The sequence below is a fragment of the Pseudomonas sp. OV546 genome, assembly GCF_900116845.1.
In the GTDB taxonomy this organism is placed as follows: Bacteria; Pseudomonadota; Gammaproteobacteria; order Pseudomonadales; family Pseudomonadaceae; genus Aquipseudomonas; species Aquipseudomonas petroselini.
This window is the reverse complement of record NZ_FPCE01000016.1, coordinates 1-20301: the sequence shown is the minus strand read 5'-3', so window position 1 is coordinate 20301 and position 20301 is coordinate 1. Positions and strand designations below refer to the sequence as shown.

19 protein-coding genes are annotated in these 20301 nt (G+C 59.5%); 10 read left to right on the top strand and 9 right to left on the bottom strand.

Translation table 11 applies throughout. The features are described from left to right. Positions 1 to 4: 4 nt before the first annotated feature. Complete coding sequence (locus tag BM403_RS27065; protein WP_010211874.1) at positions 5 to 1081, top strand: 3-deoxy-7-phosphoheptulonate synthase; 1077 nt, start codon at positions 5 to 7, stop codon at positions 1079 to 1081. A 64-nt stretch (positions 1082 to 1145) separates the two neighbouring features. Here BM403_RS27065 and BM403_RS27060 read toward each other — a convergent pair whose 3' ends face one another. Beyond that, the gene (locus BM403_RS27060; RefSeq protein ID WP_003189869.1) at positions 1146 to 1427 is read right to left on the bottom strand and encodes a GNAT family N-acetyltransferase; all 282 of its coding nucleotides are present in this window, start codon (positions 1425 to 1427) and stop codon (positions 1146 to 1148) included. Between the two features lie 613 nt (positions 1428 to 2040). Here BM403_RS27060 and oprI point away from each other — a divergent pair. Next, entirely contained in the window at positions 2041 to 2292 is a 252-nt protein-coding gene (gene oprI / locus BM403_RS27055) for an outer membrane lipoprotei OprI (protein ID WP_003172710.1), read from the top strand. A 184-nt stretch (positions 2293 to 2476) separates the two neighbouring features. On the opposite strand, the gene BM403_RS27050 is transcribed toward oprI, so the two are convergent. The 3 genes from BM403_RS27050 to BM403_RS27040 form a co-directional block, all read right to left on the bottom strand. After that, a complete protein-coding gene (locus BM403_RS27050; RefSeq protein ID WP_012722980.1) occupies positions 2477 to 3442 on the bottom strand; it encodes a L,D-transpeptidase family protein in 966 nt (321 codons plus the stop codon). 73 nt (positions 3443 to 3515) lie between these two features. After that, a complete protein-coding gene (locus tag BM403_RS27045) occupies positions 3516 to 3809 on the bottom strand; it encodes a hypothetical protein (protein ID WP_043205006.1) in 294 nt (97 codons plus the stop codon). Between the two features lie 58 nt (positions 3810 to 3867). Then, on the bottom strand, positions 3868 to 4473 hold the full coding sequence (locus BM403_RS27040) for an arylesterase (RefSeq protein ID WP_012722978.1): 606 nt from the start codon (positions 4471 to 4473) through the stop codon (positions 3868 to 3870). Between the two features lie 10 nt (positions 4474 to 4483). On the opposite strand from BM403_RS27040, the gene BM403_RS27035 reads away from it, so the two are divergent. Further along, entirely contained in the window at positions 4484 to 5167 is a 684-nt protein-coding gene (locus BM403_RS27035) for an ABC transporter ATP-binding protein (protein ID WP_005786391.1), read from the top strand. Further along, positions 5167 to 7677 (top strand): ABC transporter permease, encoded by a 2511-nt coding sequence (locus BM403_RS27030; protein ID WP_093546049.1) that lies wholly within the window; start codon positions 5167 to 5169, stop codon positions 7675 to 7677. Before BM403_RS27035 ends, BM403_RS27030 begins: the two co-directional genes overlap by 1 nt. Positions 7678 to 7722: 45 nt before the next feature. On the opposite strand, the gene greB is transcribed toward BM403_RS27030, so the two are convergent. Together greB and BM403_RS27020 are read right to left on the bottom strand one after the other, a co-directional pair. Next, the gene (gene greB, locus BM403_RS27025) at positions 7723 to 8196 is read right to left on the bottom strand and encodes a transcription elongation factor GreB (protein WP_012722976.1); all 474 of its coding nucleotides are present in this window, start codon (positions 8194 to 8196) and stop codon (positions 7723 to 7725) included. Between the two features lie 112 nt (positions 8197 to 8308). Beyond that, the gene (locus BM403_RS27020) at positions 8309 to 9295 is read right to left on the bottom strand and encodes a hypothetical protein (RefSeq protein WP_046035039.1); all 987 of its coding nucleotides are present in this window, start codon (positions 9293 to 9295) and stop codon (positions 8309 to 8311) included. Positions 9296 to 9514: 219 nt separating this feature from the next. Here BM403_RS27020 and BM403_RS27015 point away from each other — a divergent pair, with 219 nt between their 5' ends. The 3 genes from BM403_RS27015 to BM403_RS27005 are packed head-to-tail and all read left to right on the top strand — an operon-like array spanning position 9515 to position 12909. Next, positions 9515 to 10441 (top strand): ABC transporter ATP-binding protein, encoded by a 927-nt coding sequence (locus BM403_RS27015; RefSeq protein WP_012722974.1) that lies wholly within the window; start codon positions 9515 to 9517, stop codon positions 10439 to 10441. Further along, positions 10438 to 11163 carry an ABC-2 transporter permease gene (locus tag BM403_RS27010; RefSeq protein WP_012722973.1) on the top strand — a complete coding sequence of 242 codons (726 nt, stop codon included), beginning with the start codon at positions 10438 to 10440 and terminating at the stop codon, positions 11161 to 11163. Before BM403_RS27015 ends, BM403_RS27010 begins: the two co-directional genes overlap by 4 nt. A 15-nt stretch (positions 11164 to 11178) precedes the next feature. Further along, entirely contained in the window at positions 11179 to 12909 is a 1731-nt protein-coding gene (locus tag BM403_RS27005; RefSeq protein ID WP_093546046.1) for a Gldg family protein, read from the top strand. Between the two features lie 4 nt (positions 12910 to 12913). Here the strand turns inward: BM403_RS27005 and BM403_RS27000 are convergent, their stop codons facing one another. The 3 genes from BM403_RS27000 to BM403_RS26990 all read right to left on the bottom strand — a co-directional run bounded on the left by BM403_RS27000 (position 12914) and on the right by BM403_RS26990 (position 15432). Further along, positions 12914 to 13222, bottom strand: a complete 309-nt coding sequence (locus BM403_RS27000) for a hypothetical protein (RefSeq protein WP_043205003.1) — start codon at positions 13220 to 13222, stop codon at positions 12914 to 12916. Between the two features lie 250 nt (positions 13223 to 13472). After that, positions 13473 to 13907 (bottom strand): DoxX family protein, encoded by a 435-nt coding sequence (locus BM403_RS26995; protein ID WP_046035042.1) that lies wholly within the window; start codon positions 13905 to 13907, stop codon positions 13473 to 13475. 103 nt (positions 13908 to 14010) lie between these two features. After that, on the bottom strand, positions 14011 to 15432 hold the full coding sequence (locus BM403_RS26990) for an MltF family protein (protein WP_012722969.1): 1422 nt from the start codon (positions 15430 to 15432) through the stop codon (positions 14011 to 14013). 235 nt (positions 15433 to 15667) lie between these two features. On the opposite strand from BM403_RS26990, the gene BM403_RS26985 reads away from it, so the two are divergent. The 3 genes from BM403_RS26985 to BM403_RS26975 all read left to right on the top strand — a co-directional run. Continuing rightward, positions 15668 to 16474, top strand: coding sequence for a TatD family hydrolase (locus tag BM403_RS26985; protein WP_093546043.1), 807 nt, complete (start codon positions 15668 to 15670; stop codon positions 16472 to 16474). Between the two features lie 96 nt (positions 16475 to 16570). After that, positions 16571 to 18052 (top strand): methyl-accepting chemotaxis protein, encoded by a 1482-nt coding sequence (locus BM403_RS26980; RefSeq protein WP_093546040.1) that lies wholly within the window; start codon positions 16571 to 16573, stop codon positions 18050 to 18052. Positions 18053 to 18250: 198 nt separating this feature from the next. After that, positions 18251 to 20301 (top strand): RHS repeat domain-containing protein (locus tag BM403_RS26975; RefSeq protein WP_175538114.1); only part of this gene is annotated, 2051 nt, incomplete at its 3' end.

Here is a 20301-nt window from a genome sequence, read left to right as displayed (position 1 = left end):
CACGATGGCTGATTTACCGATCAATGACCTAAACGTCGAATCCAACGAGACGCTGATCACACCCGACCAGCTCAAGCGCGAAATCCCCCTGAGCGACGCTGCCCTGCAGACCGTCACCAAGGGCCGCGAAGTCATCCGTGACATTCTCGACGGCACCGACCATCGCCTCTTCGTCGTCATCGGGCCTTGCTCGATCCACGACCTCAAGGCTGCCCACGAGTACGCCGAGCGCCTGAAAGTGCTGGCGGCGGAAGTGTCGGACACCCTGTACCTGGTGATGCGCGTCTATTTCGAAAAACCGCGCACCACCGTCGGCTGGAAAGGCTTGATCAACGACCCGTACCTGGACGACTCGTTCAAGATCCAGGACGGCTTGCACATCGGCCGTCAACTGCTGCTGGACCTGGCCGAGATGGGCCTGCCCACCGCGACCGAAGCCCTGGACCCGATTTCCCCGCAGTACCTGCAGGACCTGATCAGCTGGTCGGCCATCGGCGCACGCACCACCGAATCCCAGACTCACCGAGAAATGGCGTCCGGCCTGTCCTCGGCCGTGGGCTTCAAGAACGGCACCGACGGCGGCCTGACCGTGGCGATCAACGCGCTGCAATCGGTCTCCAGCCCACACCGTTTCCTGGGCATCAACCAGGAAGGTGGCGTGTCCATCGTCACCACCAAGGGCAACGCCTACGGTCACGTGGTGCTGCGCGGCGGCAATGGCAAGCCCAACTATGATTCGGTCAGCGTTGCCCTGTGCGAGCAGGCGTTGAACAAGGCTAAGATCAAGCCGAACATCATGGTCGACTGCAGCCACGCCAACTCCAACAAGGACCCGGCCCTGCAGCCGCTGGTGATGGAAAACGTCGCCAACCAGATCCTGGAAGGCAACCAGTCGATCATCGGCCTGATGGTCGAGAGCCACCTGAACTGGGGTTGCCAGGCGATTCCAAAAGACCTGGCCGACTTGCAGTACGGCGTGTCGATCACCGATGCCTGCATCGACTGGTCCGCCACCGAAAACACCCTGCGCAGCATGCATGCCAAGCTCAAGGACGTCTTGCCGAAACGCAAACGCACCTGACTTAACGCTGCGCACACAAAAACGCCGGGCTTAGCCCGGCGTTTTTCATGGTGCGGTGTATGGCTTACAGCTTCGCGGCATGGCGCTGGTGGCGCTCCATGTAGCGTTCAACATAGGAGCAGGACGGGATCACCGTATAGCCGGCCTCTTCGGCGAACTTCAAGGCCTCCTCGGTCAGTGCCGCCGCAATACCACGACCCCGCAGTGCATTGGGCACGAAGGTCCGATAGATATCCAGGGTCTGTTTCCCGAGGTCCATATAGGTCAGATAGGCACGATGACCGTCCACATTGGTCTCGAACTGATGACCAGCCTGGTCATGGTGGATGGACAACGCCTCGCTCATCACTACTCCTCGCGGGTCTTGGTTTCTGACCCCTACCTTACCGATGTTTTTCCGGCGAAGGAACATCTACGCCACCCCGTGCCGGTTTCGACAACGAGAAAACCTTGAGCGCTTACAACCAGCACGTAGGGAATAGTAGGCGCCAATCCCGGGATTGCTCAAGGCGCACTCGTCATCCCCTGCCGCTGGTGGATATAGAAAGGGCCCCCGATCAACCAACGATCGAAAGCCTGAACATTGCCGGCAGTTGAACCTTGAGACGAACAGGCGCTCTTAAAGTCACCTCTACATGCACAAAAGATGCAGAGCAACACAACGCCGTGCTGAACGGAAGTGTCAGCGCGGATATATAAAATTTCATCTGTTTACAGGGCTTAACACATGCGGGCCGGCCCTTTCAGCCTGGATCCAGTGTTCGCCTGAATGAAAAAATTTGGACAGTTTTTATACAAACCTCCAAAAGATTAGCCAAAATAGATTCGGCGCATGAATTTTTTTTGCTTCTTGCGCTACGTCAGTTTACTTACTACAAGTAATGGGTAGTATGTACGCCGGCTATTAGCTCACTCTGAGAAACTAGCCATCTAATAGAAAGTCCTTGAAGGGGAACACGATGAACAACGTTCTGAAATTCTCTGCACTGGCCCTGGCCGCAGTTCTGGCTACCGGTTGCAGCAGCGTCTCCAAAGAAACCGAAGCACGTCTGACTGCAACTGAAGACGCTGCAGCTCGCTCCCAGGCTCGTGCAGACGAAGCCTACCGTAAAGCTGATGAAGCGCTGGCTGCTGCTCAAAAAGCACAACAGACTGCTGACGAAGCTAACGAGCGCGCTCTGCGTATGCTTGAAAAAGCTAGCCGCAAGTAATAATCCCTCGGGATTGTTATCAAGCCGATCCATTTATGGGTCGGCTTTTTTATTGCCTGGGGTTTGATCACAAGCCCCAGTAGCAGGCTTTTTGTGGCGAGGGCGCTTGCTCCCGTTGACTGCGCAGCAGTCCCCGCTTTTGAGGACCCTTTAAGCAAGCCTGCTCGCCACAGTGATCTCGCGCCTATTGCAGCTCGATCGGAGCGCTTGCCGCGACCGAGGCTGCGCCAGGCACGCCGATTTCCGTCGGCAACCCATCTTCCGCCGCGACCACGTCACGCACCTGATCCCAGTTGACCCGCAGGTTGTTGGCCAGGTCTTCACGCTTGAGCAAGGCGTTGATCACCGCGGTGTGTTTGTCGACCACCGACGGCGTACCGTCATCGTTCAACGGCGTATGCGCTTCCAGGTACACCTTGCCGCCACTGCTGCCGAACTTGTAGGCATCGTTGATGATGCGCACCGATGTGCCCACCGGCACCATGCCCGCCATCTCCAGCACGTTGTTGTTGAACATACGGAAGCAACCGTGGCTTGTACGCGTGCCGATACCAAATTTCATGTTGGAGCCGTGGATCAGGTAACCCGGCGTGCCCAGGGTGAACTTGAACGGGCCCAACGGGTTGTCGGGGCCGGCCGGCACCACGTTTGGCAGCGGGTCGCCGTTGGCGGCGTGCTCGGCCTTGATCGACGCGGGCGGAGTCCAGGTCGGGTTGGGTGTCTTGGCAATGATGCTGGTGTGGGCGATGGGCGAACCCCAGCCTTCACGACCGATCCCCAACGGGAACGTGTAGACCACGTTCTGGCCCTTGGGGAAATAATAGAGCCGGTATTCCGCCAGGTTGATCACGATCCCTTCCCGAGGACCGGGCGGCAGGATGAAGCGAGTCGGCAACACGATCTCGGTGCCCGCCCCCGGCAACCACGCATCCACGCCGGGGTTGGCGGCGACCATCTCCGAATAACCCAGGTCATAGGTGGTGCCCAGGTCGGCAAAGGTGTCTTCGTACTTGGCCTTGATCACCTGGACCTGGCCGACGATGTCTTCACCCGGTGGAGGCAAAGGCAACTGCAAGGCTGAAGCGGAGCCAACCGCACAAAGTGCAGCGAGGGACAGGCAGCAGGTGACGACGGAAAGGCGCGACAACATCCGGAAAATCCTTCGCAGAACGACGGGTAGGTAAACATCGATTGTATACGTGAAGCGCGCTTCTAGCTGCCCCCTACAACTCGAAACGCAACTCCGGCCAGATCGGCGGCGTCCCGCGCTTCTGGGACTCCAGGATGGCGCGGCACAAAGGGCACAGGCGCTGGTCCTGGAAGATCGAACGATCCACCAGCGACCAACGCGGTTGCGCCGGCAATAGCGTGCCGCACAAGGTGCGATCGATGGTGCCGCCCAGTTCCAATTGACGCGTCACCAGATGCACCCGCACTTCCTGGCAGGCGAACAGATCCAGCTGCTCGTCCGGCTCGATCAGTTGATAGTTAAACAGGGACCAGGCAGGACGCGACATCGAGGGCTCCAAATCGGGGGGGCGCCACCTTAGCCGAAAGCCTGCCGGTAGAAAAGCGTCATAACAGTGGTTTTAGCGTCGGCCAGACATTTTCCAGCAACTTGCCCTGGGCGCCGACCGCCGGGTGCAGTTGATCCGCCTGCATCAGCTCCGGATGACCGCCCACGCCATCGAGGAAAAACGGTACCAGCGGGACGTTTTTTTCCTTGGCCAACACACCATAGACTTCGGCAAATGCGGTGGTGTATCGCGGGCCATAGTTGGGCGGCAGCTGCATACCCAGCAACAACACCTTGGCACCGCCGGCCTTGGACTGGTCAATCATCGATGCAAGATTTTGTTTCAATTGCGCCGGCGGTTGCCCGCGCAAGCCATCATTGCCGCCCAACTCGATCACCACCACGTCAGGCTTATGCTCTGCAAGCGCCGCCGGCAGCCGCGCAAGGCCTCCGGCACTGGTGTCGCCACTGATGGAGGCGTTGACCACTTTATCGTCGAAACCCTCCTGCTTGAGCCGTTGCTCCAGCAGTGCCACCCACCCTTTGCGGGTATCCAGGCCGAAACCGGCACTGATACTATCGCCAACGATCAGGACTGTACCCGCCGCTGCGTTCTGGGCCATGCACATCAAGGCCAGGCCAGCACTCAAAAACCACATTCGCATCGGATTCTCCATGGGCGCAAGCATTCTCACCGCGCGGAACCTTAGCAAAGTGGTTCCCAGCGCGGAAGGTGAACTGACTATCCTGCACGAACTGAGCCTGGAACTGAACAAGGGCGATAGCCTGGCTATCGTCGGCAGCTCCGGTTCCGGCAAATCCACTCTCCTGGGCCTGCTGGCCGGCCTCGACCTGCCCAGCAGCGGCGAAGTCACCCTCGCCGGCCAAGCCCTCAGCACCCTGGACGAAGACCAGCGCGCGCGCATCCGTGCCGAGCACGTGGGCTTCGTGTTCCAGTCGTTCCAACTGCTCGACAGCCTCAACGCGCTGGAAAACGTCATGCTGCCGCTGGAGCTGGACGGCCGCAAAGACGCCCGCGAACGCGCCCGGCACCTGCTGGAACGTGTAGGCCTGGGCCAGCGCCTGACCCACTCGCCACGCCAACTCTCCGGTGGCGAGCAGCAACGGGTGGCGATTGCCCGTGCCTTTGCCGCAGAACCGGACGTGCTGTTTGCCGATGAACCCACCGGCAACCTCGACAGCCACACCGGCGAGCGCATCAGCGACCTGCTGTTCGAACTCAACAAAGAGAGCGGCACGACCCTGGTGCTGGTCACCCACGACGAGCGCCTGGCCCACCGCTGCCGACGCCTGATCCGCCTTGAAGCCGGCCTGATGGTCGCGCCCCTGGAGCCTTGATGGCACGTTTGCCGCTGTTGCGTCTGTTCAGCCTTGCCATGCGCCAATTGCTGCGCGATGCCCGCGCCGGTGAATTGCGCGTGCTGTTCTTCGCCCTGTTGGTGGCCGTGGCCGCCAGCACCGCCATCGGCTACTTCGGTGCGCGCCTCAACGGCGCGATGCTGCTGCGCGCCACCGAATTCCTCGGCGCCGACCTGGTGCTGGAAGGCAGCTCGCCGGCCCGCACCGAGCAAATCCAGTCCGGCACCGAGCTGGGCCTGGATCACGCCCGCGTCGTGGAATTCTCCAGCGTCATCGCCACCGATAACGGCATCCAGCTCTCCAGCATCAAGGCCGTCAACGAGCAGTATCCCCTGCGGGGCCAGCTGAAAAGCGCCGCTGCGCCCTTTGGTGACGAGACGCCAGGCGGCGGCCCCAAACCCGGTGAAGCCTGGGTGGAGGCGCGGCTGCTGACGGCACTCGACCTCAAGGTCGGCGACAGCATCGATGTGGGCATGAAGACATTGCGCCTCGCCCGCGTGCTCACCTACGAGCCGGACCGCGCCGGCAACTTCTACAGCCTCACGCCCAGGGTAATGATCAACCTGGCGGACCTGGACGCCACCGGCGTCGTGCAGCCCGGCAGCCGCGTCAGTTACCGCGAATTATGGCGCGGGCCACAGGGCAGCACGGTGCTGCAAACCTACCGTGACCTGGTCAAGCCGGGGCTCGCCGCCAACCAGCGTCTGCAGGATTCACGGGACGGCAACCAGCAGATCGGCGGCGCGCTGGGCAAGGCCGAACGCTACCTGAACATGGCCAGCCTGGTGGCCGTGTTGCTGGCCGGCGTGGCCGTGGCCTTGTCGGCCAACCGCTTTGCCACCCGACGTTTCGACGCCAGCGCGTTGCTGCGCTGCCTGGGGTTGTCACGTCGGGAAGCCATGTTGCTGTTCAGCCTGCAACTGAGCGTCCTCGGCCTGCTGGCCAGCCTGACCGGCGCCCTGCTCGGCTGGCTGGCGCAGTTTGGCCTGTTCTACTTCCTCCACGACTTGCTGCCGGCGGACGTTCCACCCGGCGGGCTATTACCGGCGATTGCCGGGATCGGCACCGGGCTGGTTGCCCTCGCCGGTTTCGCCCTGCCGCCCTTGGCCGCCTTGGGTCGCGTACCACCGCTACGGGTGTTGCGCCGCGACCTGCTGCCGATCCCCTCCAGTACCTGGATGGTCTACGGCGCGGCGCTGTTTGCATTGGGCCTGATCATGTGGCGCTTGAGCCTCGACCTGGTGCTGACGTTCGCCCTGCTCGGCGGTGGCGTGGTCGCTGCGTTGGTGCTTGGCGGCCTGCTGCTGCTCCTGCTGCAAAGCCTGCGCCGCCTGCTGGCACGTGCCTCCCTGCCTTGGCGCCTGGGCCTGGGCCAATTGCTGCGTCACCCGCTGGCAGCCGCCGGTCAATCCCTGGCGTTTGGCTTGATCCTGCTGTCCATGGGCTTGATCGCCCTGCTGCGTGGCGAACTGCTCGACACCTGGCAAAACCAACTGCCCAAGGACGCGCCCAACTATTTCGCCTTGAATATCCTGCCGGCCGACAAGGAAGCCTTCGGCGCACGCTTGCTGGAAGTGCAGGCACAATCGGCGCCGCTGTACCCCGTGGTGCCGGGCCGCCTGATCAGTATCAATGGCGAACCGGTCCAGGAAATCGTCAGCAAGGACTCCAGCGGCGATCGTGCGGTACAACGTGACCTGAGCCTGACCTGGGCCGCCGACCTGCCGCCGGGCAACGCACTCACCGCAGGGTCGTGGTGGTCACAGCAACCCGCCGACGAAATCCCTGGCGTTTCTGTTGAGACCAAGGTGGCGGAAAGCCTCAAGCTCAAGCTCAATGACCACCTGGTGTTCACGGTGGGCGGCGAAAATCGTGAAGCGCGGGTGACCAGCCTGCGGACCATCAATTGGGATAACTTCCAGCCCAACTTCTTCATGATTTTCCAGCCGGGCACCTTGAAGGACCTGCCGACCACCTACCTGACCAGCTTCTACCTTGCGCCAGGCCATGACCAACAAATCGTCGACCTGTCCAGGGCGTTCCCGGCGGTGACCATCCTGCAAGTCGAAGCGCTGCTGGAGCAGCTACGCAGCATCCTCGCCCAAGTGACCCTGGCGGTGGAGTACGTGTTGCTGTTCGTCCTCGCAGCAGGCATGGCGGTGTTGTTCTCCGGCCTGCAAGCCACCCTGGATGAGCGCATCCGCCAAGGCGCGCTGCTGCGCGCACTGGGCGCCGAGCGCAAGCTGTTGGTCAAGGCCAGGCGTATCGAGTTCGGCTTGCTGGGTGCCGTCAGCGGGCTGCTGGCGGCGCTGGGCACCGAGCTGGTGACGTTCGTGCTGTACCGCTACGCGTTTGACCTGGCCTGGCACCCTCACCCGTGGCTGTTGCTGCTGCCGGTGATCGGTGCGGTGCTGATCGGCGGTGCCGGTGTGTTCGGCACCCGCCGCGCACTGAATGCCAGCCCGCTGACCGTGTTGCGCGAAGGTTAAAACGCGATGGGCCCGCATTCCTCACAGAATGCGGGCCCATTTCGCTCACTTCACGTACTCGATCCCGGTGATCCACCAGCACACGTCACCACTGGGGGTCTGAACGATGGCCTCATCGTCCACTTCCTTGCGCAACAACGCACGGGCCATCGGCGAATCGATGGAGATGTAGTCCATGCGCTCATAAATCTCGTCATAACCGACAATGCGAAAACGCTTGGTCTCACCTTGCTCGTTTTCGATGTCCACCCAGGCACCGAAGAACACCTTGCCCTCCTGCTCGGGCATGTACTCCACCACGCGCATGTCTTCCAGACGCTTGCGCAGGTAGCGCACGCGGCGGTCGATCTCGCGTAGCAGCTTCTTGTTGTACTGGTAGTCAGCGTTTTCGCTGCGGTCGCCCAACGAGGCCGCCCATGTCACTTTGCGCGTGGTGTCCGGGCGTTTTTCACGCCACAGGTAATCCAACTCCTTTTTCAGCGCTTCATGACCTTCTTTGGTAATCAGCTTGGTACTCAAACGCGTGCATCCCCAGGCATGTCCATAGGTACCGAGATACCTGGGTTTCACACCCGGGCCTCGGCTGGCTGGCCCTGATGATAAATGAACCCGTGAAAGTAGCCAGGCCAGTCTAGCCATCCAACGCCTGATCCAGCTCCAGCAGCATGCCCCGCAGGCTCTGGCGCAAGCCCGACACCTGCGACGTCATGGCCTTCAGGGCTTCAGCCCTCTGGCTGACAGCAAGCGAATGGTCATGGAGTTGAGTGGTGCGTTGCTCCAGTTCTCGAACCTTCTGATCCAGTTGACTCTGCTCTTGCTGCAATCGCGCCTGCCATTGCTCAAGTGCCGACTCCCGTTCGAGTGCTGCGCGTTTTTGCTGGGTCAGCTCCTGAGCGACACGGGCAAGGTTGGTCAAGGTGCTGTCGACTTCGAACAACGTACTGTGCTCGCCGGATGCAGGGAGATTCGATTGCGTCGGCGCATCAGGCTCATGCGGGATAGCAGGCACGGCCGGCGTCATGATCACGGGCGCTTCGACGCGCGCCTGCCGGGGCTCCTCAACAGGTTGTTCATGCACCGGCGGCCGGGAAGACTCGGATGCGCCCGCCCCTTTGGGAGGAGAAGTCATTTGCGACGAGAACCGAATGGACGGCACGATCACTGAAGCACTTTCGATCGCCGGTAGCGTTGGCGCCGACATGCCCAGGGTGATCACTTTCATCACCAACGCCTTCTTGATGATCACCGAATGATGATCCTCGGGCCTGGCAGGCGGCAGCTTGCAACCTTTCAAATCGAGAAAATGATAGGGCACCTGCGTTTCGGTAACACCCCCCGCCTTAATGCCCGACGCGGCCAACGTCAGTATTTGCTTAAACACATGCAAGGCTACTTGCAGATCTTCCTTGGACTCAACGCCACTCAAAAAATAGCGGTCAAGTTTCTTACGCAAGGCCGCGATATAAACCCTCGAACTTCCGGGCTCTACCTCTTCATCCAAACTATAAACAAGAAAATTGGAGGCCGCCTGACCTACAGCAAACCCACAGAGCAAGGCACCGTTAACCGGAGCATCCTGACCATTGCGTTCAAGAACAAGGGTACGTAGCAGCATCATGGCAATCAGGCCTCAATATGCGGGGCAGAAAGTTTACATAAACAACAAATAAACACTCGAAATTTGGACACTCTAAAACACCACCCATTGTTTCAGTGGCCCGCCTGACTCGCACGTAGGACTTCTCTTATTAAGACTGATCGACGTTCCCAAAAACGATCATTACCCGTACCCTTTTTTTAGCCCCCCTACGTCATGCCAAACTTATTCGGTAAAAAAATGATCGAAATAAGCAATCTGACAAAACACACGGGTAACACAACAATAATCAGTGACTTTTCATTCATTGCACACCCACAAGAATGTCTGGGGCTGTTCGGGCAAGACCCTATTGTCAAGACAGCCCTGCTCAATGTAATAGCCGGTTCAACGCAACCCTCCAGCGGCTCTATAAATATCCAAGGGTTCAACACACAAACCCACGCACTTAAGGCGAGGCAACTCGTCGGCTATCAACTGTCCAAGGACCTCGGCCATCCGACGATGTCCGTCAAAGCGTTCCTTGACTTCATCGCTGCCCTCCGTGGTTTCCACGGTGCCGAAAAGCGCGCCAGGTTGGAACAGGCTATCGCGCGACTGGAGTTGTTTGCGGTGCTCAACGCGCCGCTCGACGCTCTTTCCATCGGCTGGAATCGCAAAGTCGCCATCGCCCAGGCCATCCTGCATGGTCCTTCCCTTTTACTGCTGGATGAACCCACCGAAGGACTCGCGCCTGATCAGAGGCGTACATTCCAGGCGCTGATCCATTCATTGACGCAAGAAATGACCGTGATCATCGCCTCTCGCCACTGCGATGAATTGTCCGAGCTGTGTACCCGTGCCTTGGTCATTGCAGGCGATCGCCTGGTGGCCGATACCCCCCTTCCCGATCTACAGCGCGACTCGCGCCACTTCCAGGCCGTCACGCTCAGTGCCGAGACCCCGCTGGATTTACTCGCACTGGCCGTACTGCCAGGCGTAGCAGGCATCGAAGAGCACCGGCATGCACCCGGTACGGTGACCGTTCTCGCCATGCCGGGACACACCATCTATCCCCATATCAACACGCTGATTGCCAGCCGCCGCTGGAAAATCAATTCACTGAACCTGGAGCCAGGTCGCCTGAATGATGTGGTCCACCACCTGAGCCAGGAGGCGCCCCTTTGAAACTATTGCCCGTCATTTTAAAGCGTCAGCTCACCAGCTATGCGCGCGCACCCAGTACGTACCTGAGCATCGCCATCTTTCCGATGCTGTCGGTGGCACTGGGGTTCTACATAAGCCCGTGGCTGGAACAAAATGGCAGCGACCTGCAGGTGTTTTTCCAGTTCCATCCTTGGCTCTATCTGCTCCTGATTCCCGCCCTGGCGACGCAACTATGGTCGGATGAAACCAACGCGGGGTTTTACGGCCTGATGAAAACCATGCCCATCACGCTGTTTGAATGGGTCATCGGAAAATTCATCGCCGCCTGGCTCGTGGCAGGCACCAGCCTGTTGCTGATGTTCCCTCTCGTTATTATCGCCAACTATCTGGGTAAGGCAGACAACAGCGTGATCGCCTCGCAATTCTTGGCAAGCTGGCTGCTGGCGGGGGGCTACCTGTCCGCGGGATGTTTTATTTGCGCGCTTGTATGTCAGCGCACGGTCATTTTCGTACTGACCGTGGGTTTATTGCTCACAGCCAGCGGGCTTTCTTCTCTACTGGATGCGCTTGAGCACCAAGTGCCTATAGGGTTGGCCGACAGTTTAGTGTCCCTCAGTCCTTCCTGGCGATTCAGCAGCATCGACGATGGAAAACTCACACTTCACGACTTACTTTACTTCTTCAGCATGATCCTCGCCTTTCTCACTGCGACCACGGTCACACTCAACTACAAACACAGCTGAGAAGGGAAACCCTTAATGCGGTCCATTCTGCGAATCGGTATGACACTTACCGTTATCTTGCTGCTATTCCTGGCTTTTAACTTGGTTTGGATAGGTAAAATTCCTGATGCAAGGTGGGATCTTTCTCAACAAAAAGTTCACACTTTATCGCTGCCGGCACAACAACTACTCGCGACACTGGAAAGCCCAGTGGACTTATATTATTTCAATTCAAACAACCATCCGAAAAGAAGCTACGCCGTGAAACGCTACGGCAAACGGATTGAAGATCTGCTGAAAGAGTACGAGAAAAACGCCAAGGGCATGATCAACCTGCACGTTATTGAACCTGCACCTTTTTCGGAAGACGCCTACAAAGCCCGGCTATCGGGTCTCGACGACAACGCTGGATTTCTCGGCCTTATAGCCACCCGCGCCGGTCACGGCGTGCGACGTATTGGATCCTTCAGCCTCGACCGGGAGCCGTTGCTCGAGTATGAAATCAGCCATCTGCTCTATAAGTTGCAGCACCCGCAGCGCCCAGTGATTGCGCTGCTGTCGGGTCTGGCGATGGACGAATCTGCAAGTCGACTGCTGAAGGCGCTGCAGCATGAATTCGATCTGGTGAATCTGGAACCGTCCGCCGCGCAAATACCCGAAAACATCAACACACTGATGGTTGTGCACCCTCAGACGTTTTCTGAGCGAACCCTGTACGGGATTGAACAATTTGTATTGAGAGGCGGTAGGTTGATGATGTTTATCGACCCGTTGAGCGACCAACGCGCCAACGCCGGTCCAGTCAACACTCGGCTGGACGAACTGCTTGCCGCTTGGGGCATCCAGATGCCGGCGCACACGCTGGTGTTCGACTACCTCTATACGCCTTTGGAAACCCAAAACGCCCCCAATCAGGCCAGGTTGAACCTGCCCCGGCAGGCAATGAACCCAAACGATATCAGCACATGGAACCTCAATAGGGTGACCGCCTCGAGCAGTGGCGCCCTTATCCGACTGAGTAAAAGTCGAACGACCTTCACCCCTCTCCTGCAAAGTTCCGAGCAATCGGTGCTGCTGGATGCCACCAGTTTTACCAGCGCAGCCCCATTCGACGCATTGATTGAAGAGGCGGCGAGCAAAGAGCAACGCCATGTCATTGCCGCGCGTATCGAGGGACCGACCTATTCGGTATTTCCCGATGGCATCCAGGGGCAGCCGCCAGGTTTGCAGAAAGCGACGCAGATCCACGTCGTGGTCATTGCGGACACGGACATGCTCACGGATAAGGTCAGCGACTCGGCGCCAGACAGCAACGCCCTGTTTGTCCTGAACACATTGGATAACCTGTCCGTCCCCGACAGGCTTGCTGCGATTCGTCCTCGAGTGGCGCAGCAAATGCCGCCGACGGTACTGGAGAACATGCGGGAAGCCGCAAGACACGCCTATCGCTCAAAGGCCGGTGAACTGGAACGACGCCTGCTACGAACCGAGCAGGAATGGCAGCGGCTGACCCCTTGGGCAACGACCCTCGGCACTCAGGCCGTGGACACCACCACCCAACTACAAGCACTCAACAAAGAACGCCTGCGCCTGCCCATGGAGTTGCATGCCTTGCAGCACCAAGCGTATGCCCAGGTGCGTCGCCTGGAACTGGTCATCAAGTTGGTCGTGATCTTTGCCATACCGCTGACGTTATGCCTGATCGCCTGGACGGTCTTTCTACGCCAGCGCCGTCGTCGGCTGCAAGCCGGCAACGTGATTCACTGAGCGTTCAACGACGGGCTATCAGCCCCTGCCGGGCAACGCGGGTCAATTCGCGGATGACCTCATCGGCATCACTGGCGCTGGGGGCCTGGATAACCGCGAGGTCAAAACTGTTGCTGGCAAAACGCGCCAGGGAATCGCCGTCCTCGACAAACTGGATGAGGAACGCTGACGGTCGGCCTGTGCGACGCGGCCAACCATCCAGGTAACGCAACAGCGTCGGCTGGTGCTTGCCGCCCAGGAGAATTTTCGGATTGCGTTGAGTGAGGTCCGCAGTGATCGGAGCCAGGCGTATCAGGGGGCGTAATGCATTCATCGTGTCGTGTCTCTGCCTCAAAAGTCTGCGGGCAGGTGAGAGGCAACACCGAACCAGCGCTTTAGCGGAATTTCGAAGCATGGAGCATGCTTCTGTCGGGATCGATAACGATCACCCATGGCGCCCCGCAATTAGCTGTTTAAATCGGCGCATGAGCGGCATCCTAGAGAAGCCGGTGGGGCGGTGTCAAGAATCTCGAGCAACGAAAAGGCCCGCGCATGGCGGGCCGATTCAGGGTTCTGCAGAATGATCAGTGAGTGATGGCACGGTCGGCAGACAGCTTGCCGGCACCTTCCAGCAGCACCGCAAGCGAGCCGCCCAGCAAGGCCAGTGCGAACTCATAACCGTTGTTAGCCATGAACAGACCGTTATGGATATGCACCGAGAAAATCGCCACCAGCGACAGGATAGTCAGGCCCAATGCCGCTGGGCGAGCCAGCAGGCCGATGATCAGCGCCAGGCCCGCGAAGAACTCGGTACCGCCCGACAGCAGCGCCATCAGGGTACCTGGGGCCAGGCCGATGCTTTCCATCCACTGGGCAGTGCCCGCCAGACCGTAGCCGCCAAACCAGCCAAAGAGTTTTTGCGAGCCGTGGGCGGCGAAGATGATGCCGACCACAATACGCAAGAGGGTCAGGCCGTAGCCGGCGCGGGTAGACAGAATGCTTTTGATCAGTGGGCTCATGGTGATAATCCTTTTCTAAGTAGGGGTTGGTTGGCCGCTATATTAATCAGTTTAAAGAATGATAAAAGCCGAAAAAATGCCTGATTAATATCGAAATAACCGATTACTTTCGCGAGGCGATTTTCGGCGTCGGCGGCTCCAGGGACTCCCGTTCCCGGTCGAACGCCAAATAGTATTTGTTGACGCTATTAACATAGCTGACGCCGCCCATCCCTACTTGCTCCATGGCTATGCGTTCAACCTGGAAGAACCACTGATTGGGGTTGAGCCCCCGGCGCTTGGCCTCGGTGCGCATGCCCTGCACCCGCTCGGGCCCCATGTTGTAGGCCGCCAGCACAAAGGCCATGCGCTCACGCTCATTGAGCTTGGGGCTGGCGAAGAACTTGCGACGGATCATCGCCAAGTAGCGTGCCCCCGCCTGCACATTGCTATCGAGGTTCTCGATGTTGTTGACCCCCACGCGCTGCGCCGCCGACGGCGTGATCTGCATCAGGCCGGTGGGGCCACCGCTGTTGCGTGCACCCGGGTCAAGCGCCGACTCCTTGAAGGCCAGCGCAGCGAGGTTGAGCCAGTCCATGCCCTGCTCGCGAGCATGCTTTTGCAAGACGGGGCGCAGTTTTTCCAGGCGCTGGCGGTCGACGCGGGCCAGCGGGTTGCGCACCTGATAGAGGCGACGGTAGATACGCTGGAACGCTACGTCCTGATCGGAGGGGGTTCGATAGGTCTTGAGAAATCGATCGATGCTGGCCCGCAGCATCGACGCATCCTGGCGCACAAACCAATATTCGTCACCGGGTGCACTGACCACCACCTGCTTATCGAAACGCAATTTGGGCAGGATCTTCGACCAGCGCTCGGCAATCGGCTTCTCGACAATAGTCAGGTGGAAAATCCCCGCCTGAACCATCTCAAGCACATCCTCCACGGCCAGGGTCGGGTCGACCCATTCCACCTTGATCGGTGGCTGTTTGTGCAGGGCCAGCTTCTGGTTGACCTGGCTGATGGCATCCGCCGCCGCGCTGCCGGTGGTCAACGCCAACGTACGCCCGGACAATTGCTCCAACTTGGTGAACCGTCGCTCGCCCTTCACGCCTACCAGCCACAGCGGCACATCACTGGCAATCGGGTCGCTGGTGCTGATCTTGTGCACGGCCTTCACATCCAGCAATTCACCGGGTGCGACCAGGTCACCCTCGCCACGCGCCAGCGCGCCGAGCAACTGGTCCTTGGCCTTGGGAATGATCTTGAGGTTGATTTCCTGGCCATCACGGGCGTGGCCGTTGAGGTATTGCTCGAAGGCGCGCAAGCGATGGTATTCGACACCGATGGCCTGGCCCTGGACCTCGCCGGAACTGTTGCGGCTCTGGTTGACCAATACGCGCAGGGTGCGGCTCGAGCGAATCTCCGCCAGATCGCGAACCTTGCCGGGCTTGGTCACTTCCAGCGGCCCGTCCAGACGCGCGACCGCCTCCAGGGGCAGCCATAACGTCAGGCACAACATAAGCAACGCCGAGGGTCGGATCATCCGCTCTCCGGAAAGAATACTGGCCAACGCCCTCGCGAAAAATGAAGGCGTGGGAGTCAGAAACAGAGCGCTTAATGCGCAGACTTTGCGCGCAACGGTGGCACGGGCAAGGCGTTGAGCCAAACACAATGTCACTTGCGACGTTCAAAGACAGCTATAACTCGTTGTAGTTCTTCGATTTTCTTATAAATCTACAGCTCTGATATGCTTTCCGGCCGCAGGCGGAGATAGCACCATGCAACTCATTGATATCGGCGTCAACCTGACCAACCCCAGTTTCGACGAGAAGCACCAGGCCGTGCTCGAGCGTGCCTACGCCGCCGGCGTGCAACAATTGGTACTCACCGGGACCAGCGTCGAGGGCAGCGAACAGGCCCTGGAGCTCTGCATAAAACAGGATGAAAGCGCTCAACGCCTGTTCAGCACCGCCGGCATTCACCCCCACTCCGCCAGCGACTGGAACGGCGACAGCGCCCAGCGCTTGCGTGGATTGCTCGGTGAAAGCCGCGTGCGTGCCGTGGGCGAATGCGGGTTGGATTTCAACCGCGACTTCTCGCCCCGCCCCCAGCAGGAAAAAGTCCTGGAAGAACACCTGGCCTTGGCCGTCGAGCTGAAACTGCCGGTGTTCCTCCATGAACGCGACGCCAACGTGCGCCTGCTGGAGATCCTCAAGGGCTACCGCGACCACCTCACCGCCGCCGTGGTGCATTGCTTTACCGGCGAACAGCAAGCGTTGTTCAGCTACCTCGACCTCGACTTGCACATTGGTATCACCGGCTGGATCTGCGACGAACGCCGTGGGACGCACCTGCACCCACTTGTCAGGGAAATTCCCCGAGGCCGTCTGATGCTGGAAAGCGACGCGCCCTACCTGCTGCCACGCACACTGCGCCCAAAACCGAAAAATGGTCGCAACGAGCCCGCCTATCTGCCGGAGGTACTGCGCGAAGTCGCCCTGCACCGCAACGAAAACGTGGAAGACCTGGCCCAACACAGCACCGCCAGCGCACGCGCTTTTTTCGGTTTGCCTGCCACTGTTTGATGCGGCGCATTGACCCATGTCAAAACGGTTTTCCTGAGTAGCGGCACAATAATGGCACCTTGCCAATGCTGTTTCCGCTATCAGAGAAAACCTTCCATGGGTGCCTGGCTTAGCAATATCTCGCTGAAGTACAAATTCTGGGCCGTCAATGCGGTCGCCTTCATTACCACACTGCTGCTGGTGCTCTACGCCGTGCAGCTTGAACAACAGGCCCGCAGCACGGCGTCACACGCCTCGGTGCAGGCGCAAGCGCGGTTACTCAGCGCCTGGCCGGCGGACAAAACGCTGCCCAAGGGAGAGCTTTGGCTGACGTTCGCAGGTGGCCAAGTCCCACAACTGGCCGATCAAGACCTGTCAGCCCTGAGCAACGCCAACGGCTGGGTCGAACTCAATCACATGCCCCTCTTTGGCGAAAACCCACTGATGGGTGCCGAAGTGATCGCCCGCCCCGACGGGCAACACGTCGCCGTGCTCGCCTACGCCCCCAGCTTGAGCCAGGTGTTCACCGAACGCTTCGCCAACTACGCGGTGGCGGTGTTGATCCTGATGCTGGCGATGCTCGGTGCCTCGCAATTGCTGATCCGCTTTCTGCTCAGCCAGCTCAACACGCTAAAAGACGTGATGCTGCACGTGGAAAAAACCGGCGACCTGTCCGCCCGCGTGCCCTTGGCGTGCAAGGATGAAGTTGGCCAGATGGCCAGCGCCTTCAACGCCATGCAGGCCGGTTACCAGCGCGTGGTCAACACCGTCGCGCGTACCGCCCGGCAACTGGACGAGGGTGCTGCGCGGCTGGCCAGCAGCATGAACGAGGTGCAGCACGGCATGCTCGGCCAGCAAAGCGAAACCGACCAGGCCGCCACTGCCATTAACGAGATGACCGCCACCGTCCATCACATTGCCCAACATGCCGGCGCTACCCGGGATCTGTCGCAGACCGCCGACACCCTCGCCGGCAGCGGCCAGGAAGTGGTCACCCGTGTGCAACGCTCGATTGCAGGCCTGTCCACGGGGGTGCAACAGACGGCCGAAATGATCCAGAAACTCGCCGAGGACAGCCAGAAAATCAACGGCGTGGTCAGCGTGATCCACAGCATCGCCGAACAGACCAACCTACTCGCCCTCAACGCCGCCATCGAAGCCGCCCGCGCCGGGGAAATGGGCCGTGGCTTTGCCGTGGTTGCCGACGAAGTGCGTAACCTGGCCAAACGCGTGCAAAGCTCCACCGACGAAATCACCCGCATGGTCTCGGCACTGCAAGACGGCACCCGTGACGCAGTGGACTTCATGCAGGAAAGCTCGTTCAAGGCCGACGATTGTGTACAGCAAGCCCAGGAAGCCGGCGCCGCACTCGCCGAAATCACCGGCGCCGTGGCGCAGATGCGCGAAAGCAACACCCAGATCGCCGTCGCCGCCGAACAGCAGAGCCACGTCGCCGAAGAAATGAACCGCGCCGTGGTGAGCATACGAGATGTGACCGAGAACACCGTGCAGCAAACCGTGGACTCGGCGACCACCAGCAATGAACTGGCAACCTTGGCCGGGGAGTTGAGCAAGGCAATTGGGCAACTGAAGCTGTAGGACTGTTCAACCTGTAATCTTCTGCCTACACCAAAACCACGGTTTACCCGAGGTTTTGGCGAAACTTCCTAGCTTTACCCGCGAATAACGCCGACATCTTTTCCCTTTCAACCTCTCCAAAGTCTCTCGCCTGATCAATCAGCGCGAGGGACCGCCGATGCACTTCTCTATCCGTGCCCCACTGAATGGGGCCGTCGCATGATTCCGGTTATCGCCAAGTTCGTCCTGTCCCCCATGGATGACAAGAAGCCGGACGTCGACAGCGTTTTTCGTGACTTCCGCAATTGCCTGAATACCTTTGACGAATGGGCCGAGAGCTTCTGGAGCGGTTCGGCCCTGGAAGTGGAGCAGGTGTTCAAGGTAGGGGAAGAAGTTTCCCTCATTGCTCCCGTATCGTCCAAAAAACCAAACTCCACGGTTGCCCTCTGCAAGGCCCAGGGCTCGTTGACCCTGGTGCATATGTTCGAGAGCACGCGGTTCGTGCCGATCGGCAATACCCCGGTGATGCTGCAGGCCATTGCTCCTGACGGCAGCCCAATGGGCCCGCCGATCCATCGCACCATAGGCCCCAGTGGCATTCTCGAAGTCAGCGACTGCACCCGCGATCAACGCTACCAAATCACCTTTTACCCCAATGTCTCCAAGGATCATGTCAAGGCGCTGTACGCGTCTTATCAGTCGGTGATCGCGGGGCTGGAAATGGGCCTGCGTGATGAGTGGACGAAGACCTTCAAGCCGCAATGGAAAGACTTTGCCAGCGCCACGCCGTTCGAGCGCAGCGCGATGCAAGGCCTGGCGTTCTCAACTGGGATTGCCAAGGCGCTCTACAACCTGTGGGACAACCTCACCCAGTTGTTCGAGCTGCTGGCGGATATCAAAGCCAATAGCCAGAAGTTGCTGCAGTACGTCTCACAGGCCGAACTCGACGAACTGCTGAAACTGGGCAAAGACGCCATTGCCCATGGCCTGCTCGTGCTCAGCGATGAACCGCTTTTGTTTATCTATCTGTCGGCCATGGTCGCCTGGATACGCCTGCTGCCGCCGCCTGAGATGTACGAGCTGTTAGGCGAGATGACCGGCGAGGTACTGATCAATCTTTTCTTGATCTGGGCGACGCGGGGCATGGGGGTTCAGGTTCGCCTGGGCATGCAGGTGTTGGGGCCTATCAAATCGGGTAGAGCACGCAAATGGCTGGAGCGGCTGGCTGATCAAGTGGTCGGGCCTCGGCTGGAAGCGCATGTCGAAACGGCCAAGCCGTTATTGCTGGGCAGCGCGGGGACGCCGATCAAGACGATTCCGGATGTGCCGTTGAAGGCTGGGGATCAGGTGGTTGCCAACCCGGTGCCGGTGGTTCGGGACAAGGCCAAGCAGCGGACGGTGTTGGTGCGGCAGGAGCCTGTGGATGACGTGCCGGCTGTTGCTAAGAACCCGGCTGGAGAGGCGGCCGCGTCTTCGGACAAAACAGCCACTAACGGTTGCCCGGTGTCGATGGTCACCGGCGAGGAACTGCTGACGCTGACCGATGGGGCGTTGGACGGGGTGTTGCCGTTTGAGTGGACGCGCTTGTACCGCACCAGTGCGGTGGAAGTGGATTGTGGGTTGGGGTTTGGTTGGAGTCACTCGCTGGCGCATCGGTTGAGCGTTTCCGGCGACTCGGTTGTTTGGACCGATCATGAGAATCGGTCGACTGCCCTGCCCTTGCCTACGGTTTCTCGGCCTGCGATTACCAATAGTTTGGCTGAAGCGGCGATCTACTTGGGGGCTTCGCCCGATGAGTTGGTGCTGGCTCAGTCGTCACGGTTCTACCACTTTCGCGACGGTGTGCTGACGGCGATCAGCGATGCGTATGACAACCGGTTGCGCATTTCCCGCAATTATCTGGGGCAGATTGAGCGGCTGGATAACGGTGTCGGGCGTTCGTTGTTTTTGCGTTATGCGTCGGGGCGGATCGTTGCGGTGGATTATCAGATCCATCGGGCCACGGGTCTTGAGCCTTTTGTCTGGGTGACGGAACAGAACGTTGTTTCCTACGCGTATGACGGTGCTGGGCGACTGCTTTCTGCGACCAATGCTGTCGGTGAACGCGAGGTTTATCGGTACGACGAACAGCACGTCATTCTTGAGCGTGGTTTGGCCGGTGGGGCGAGCTTCTTTTGGGAGTGGGAACGGGCTGGTAAGGCGGCGCGGTGTGTGCGGCATTGGGCCAGTTTCTCGCAGATGGACACGCGGTATGCCTGGGATGACAACGG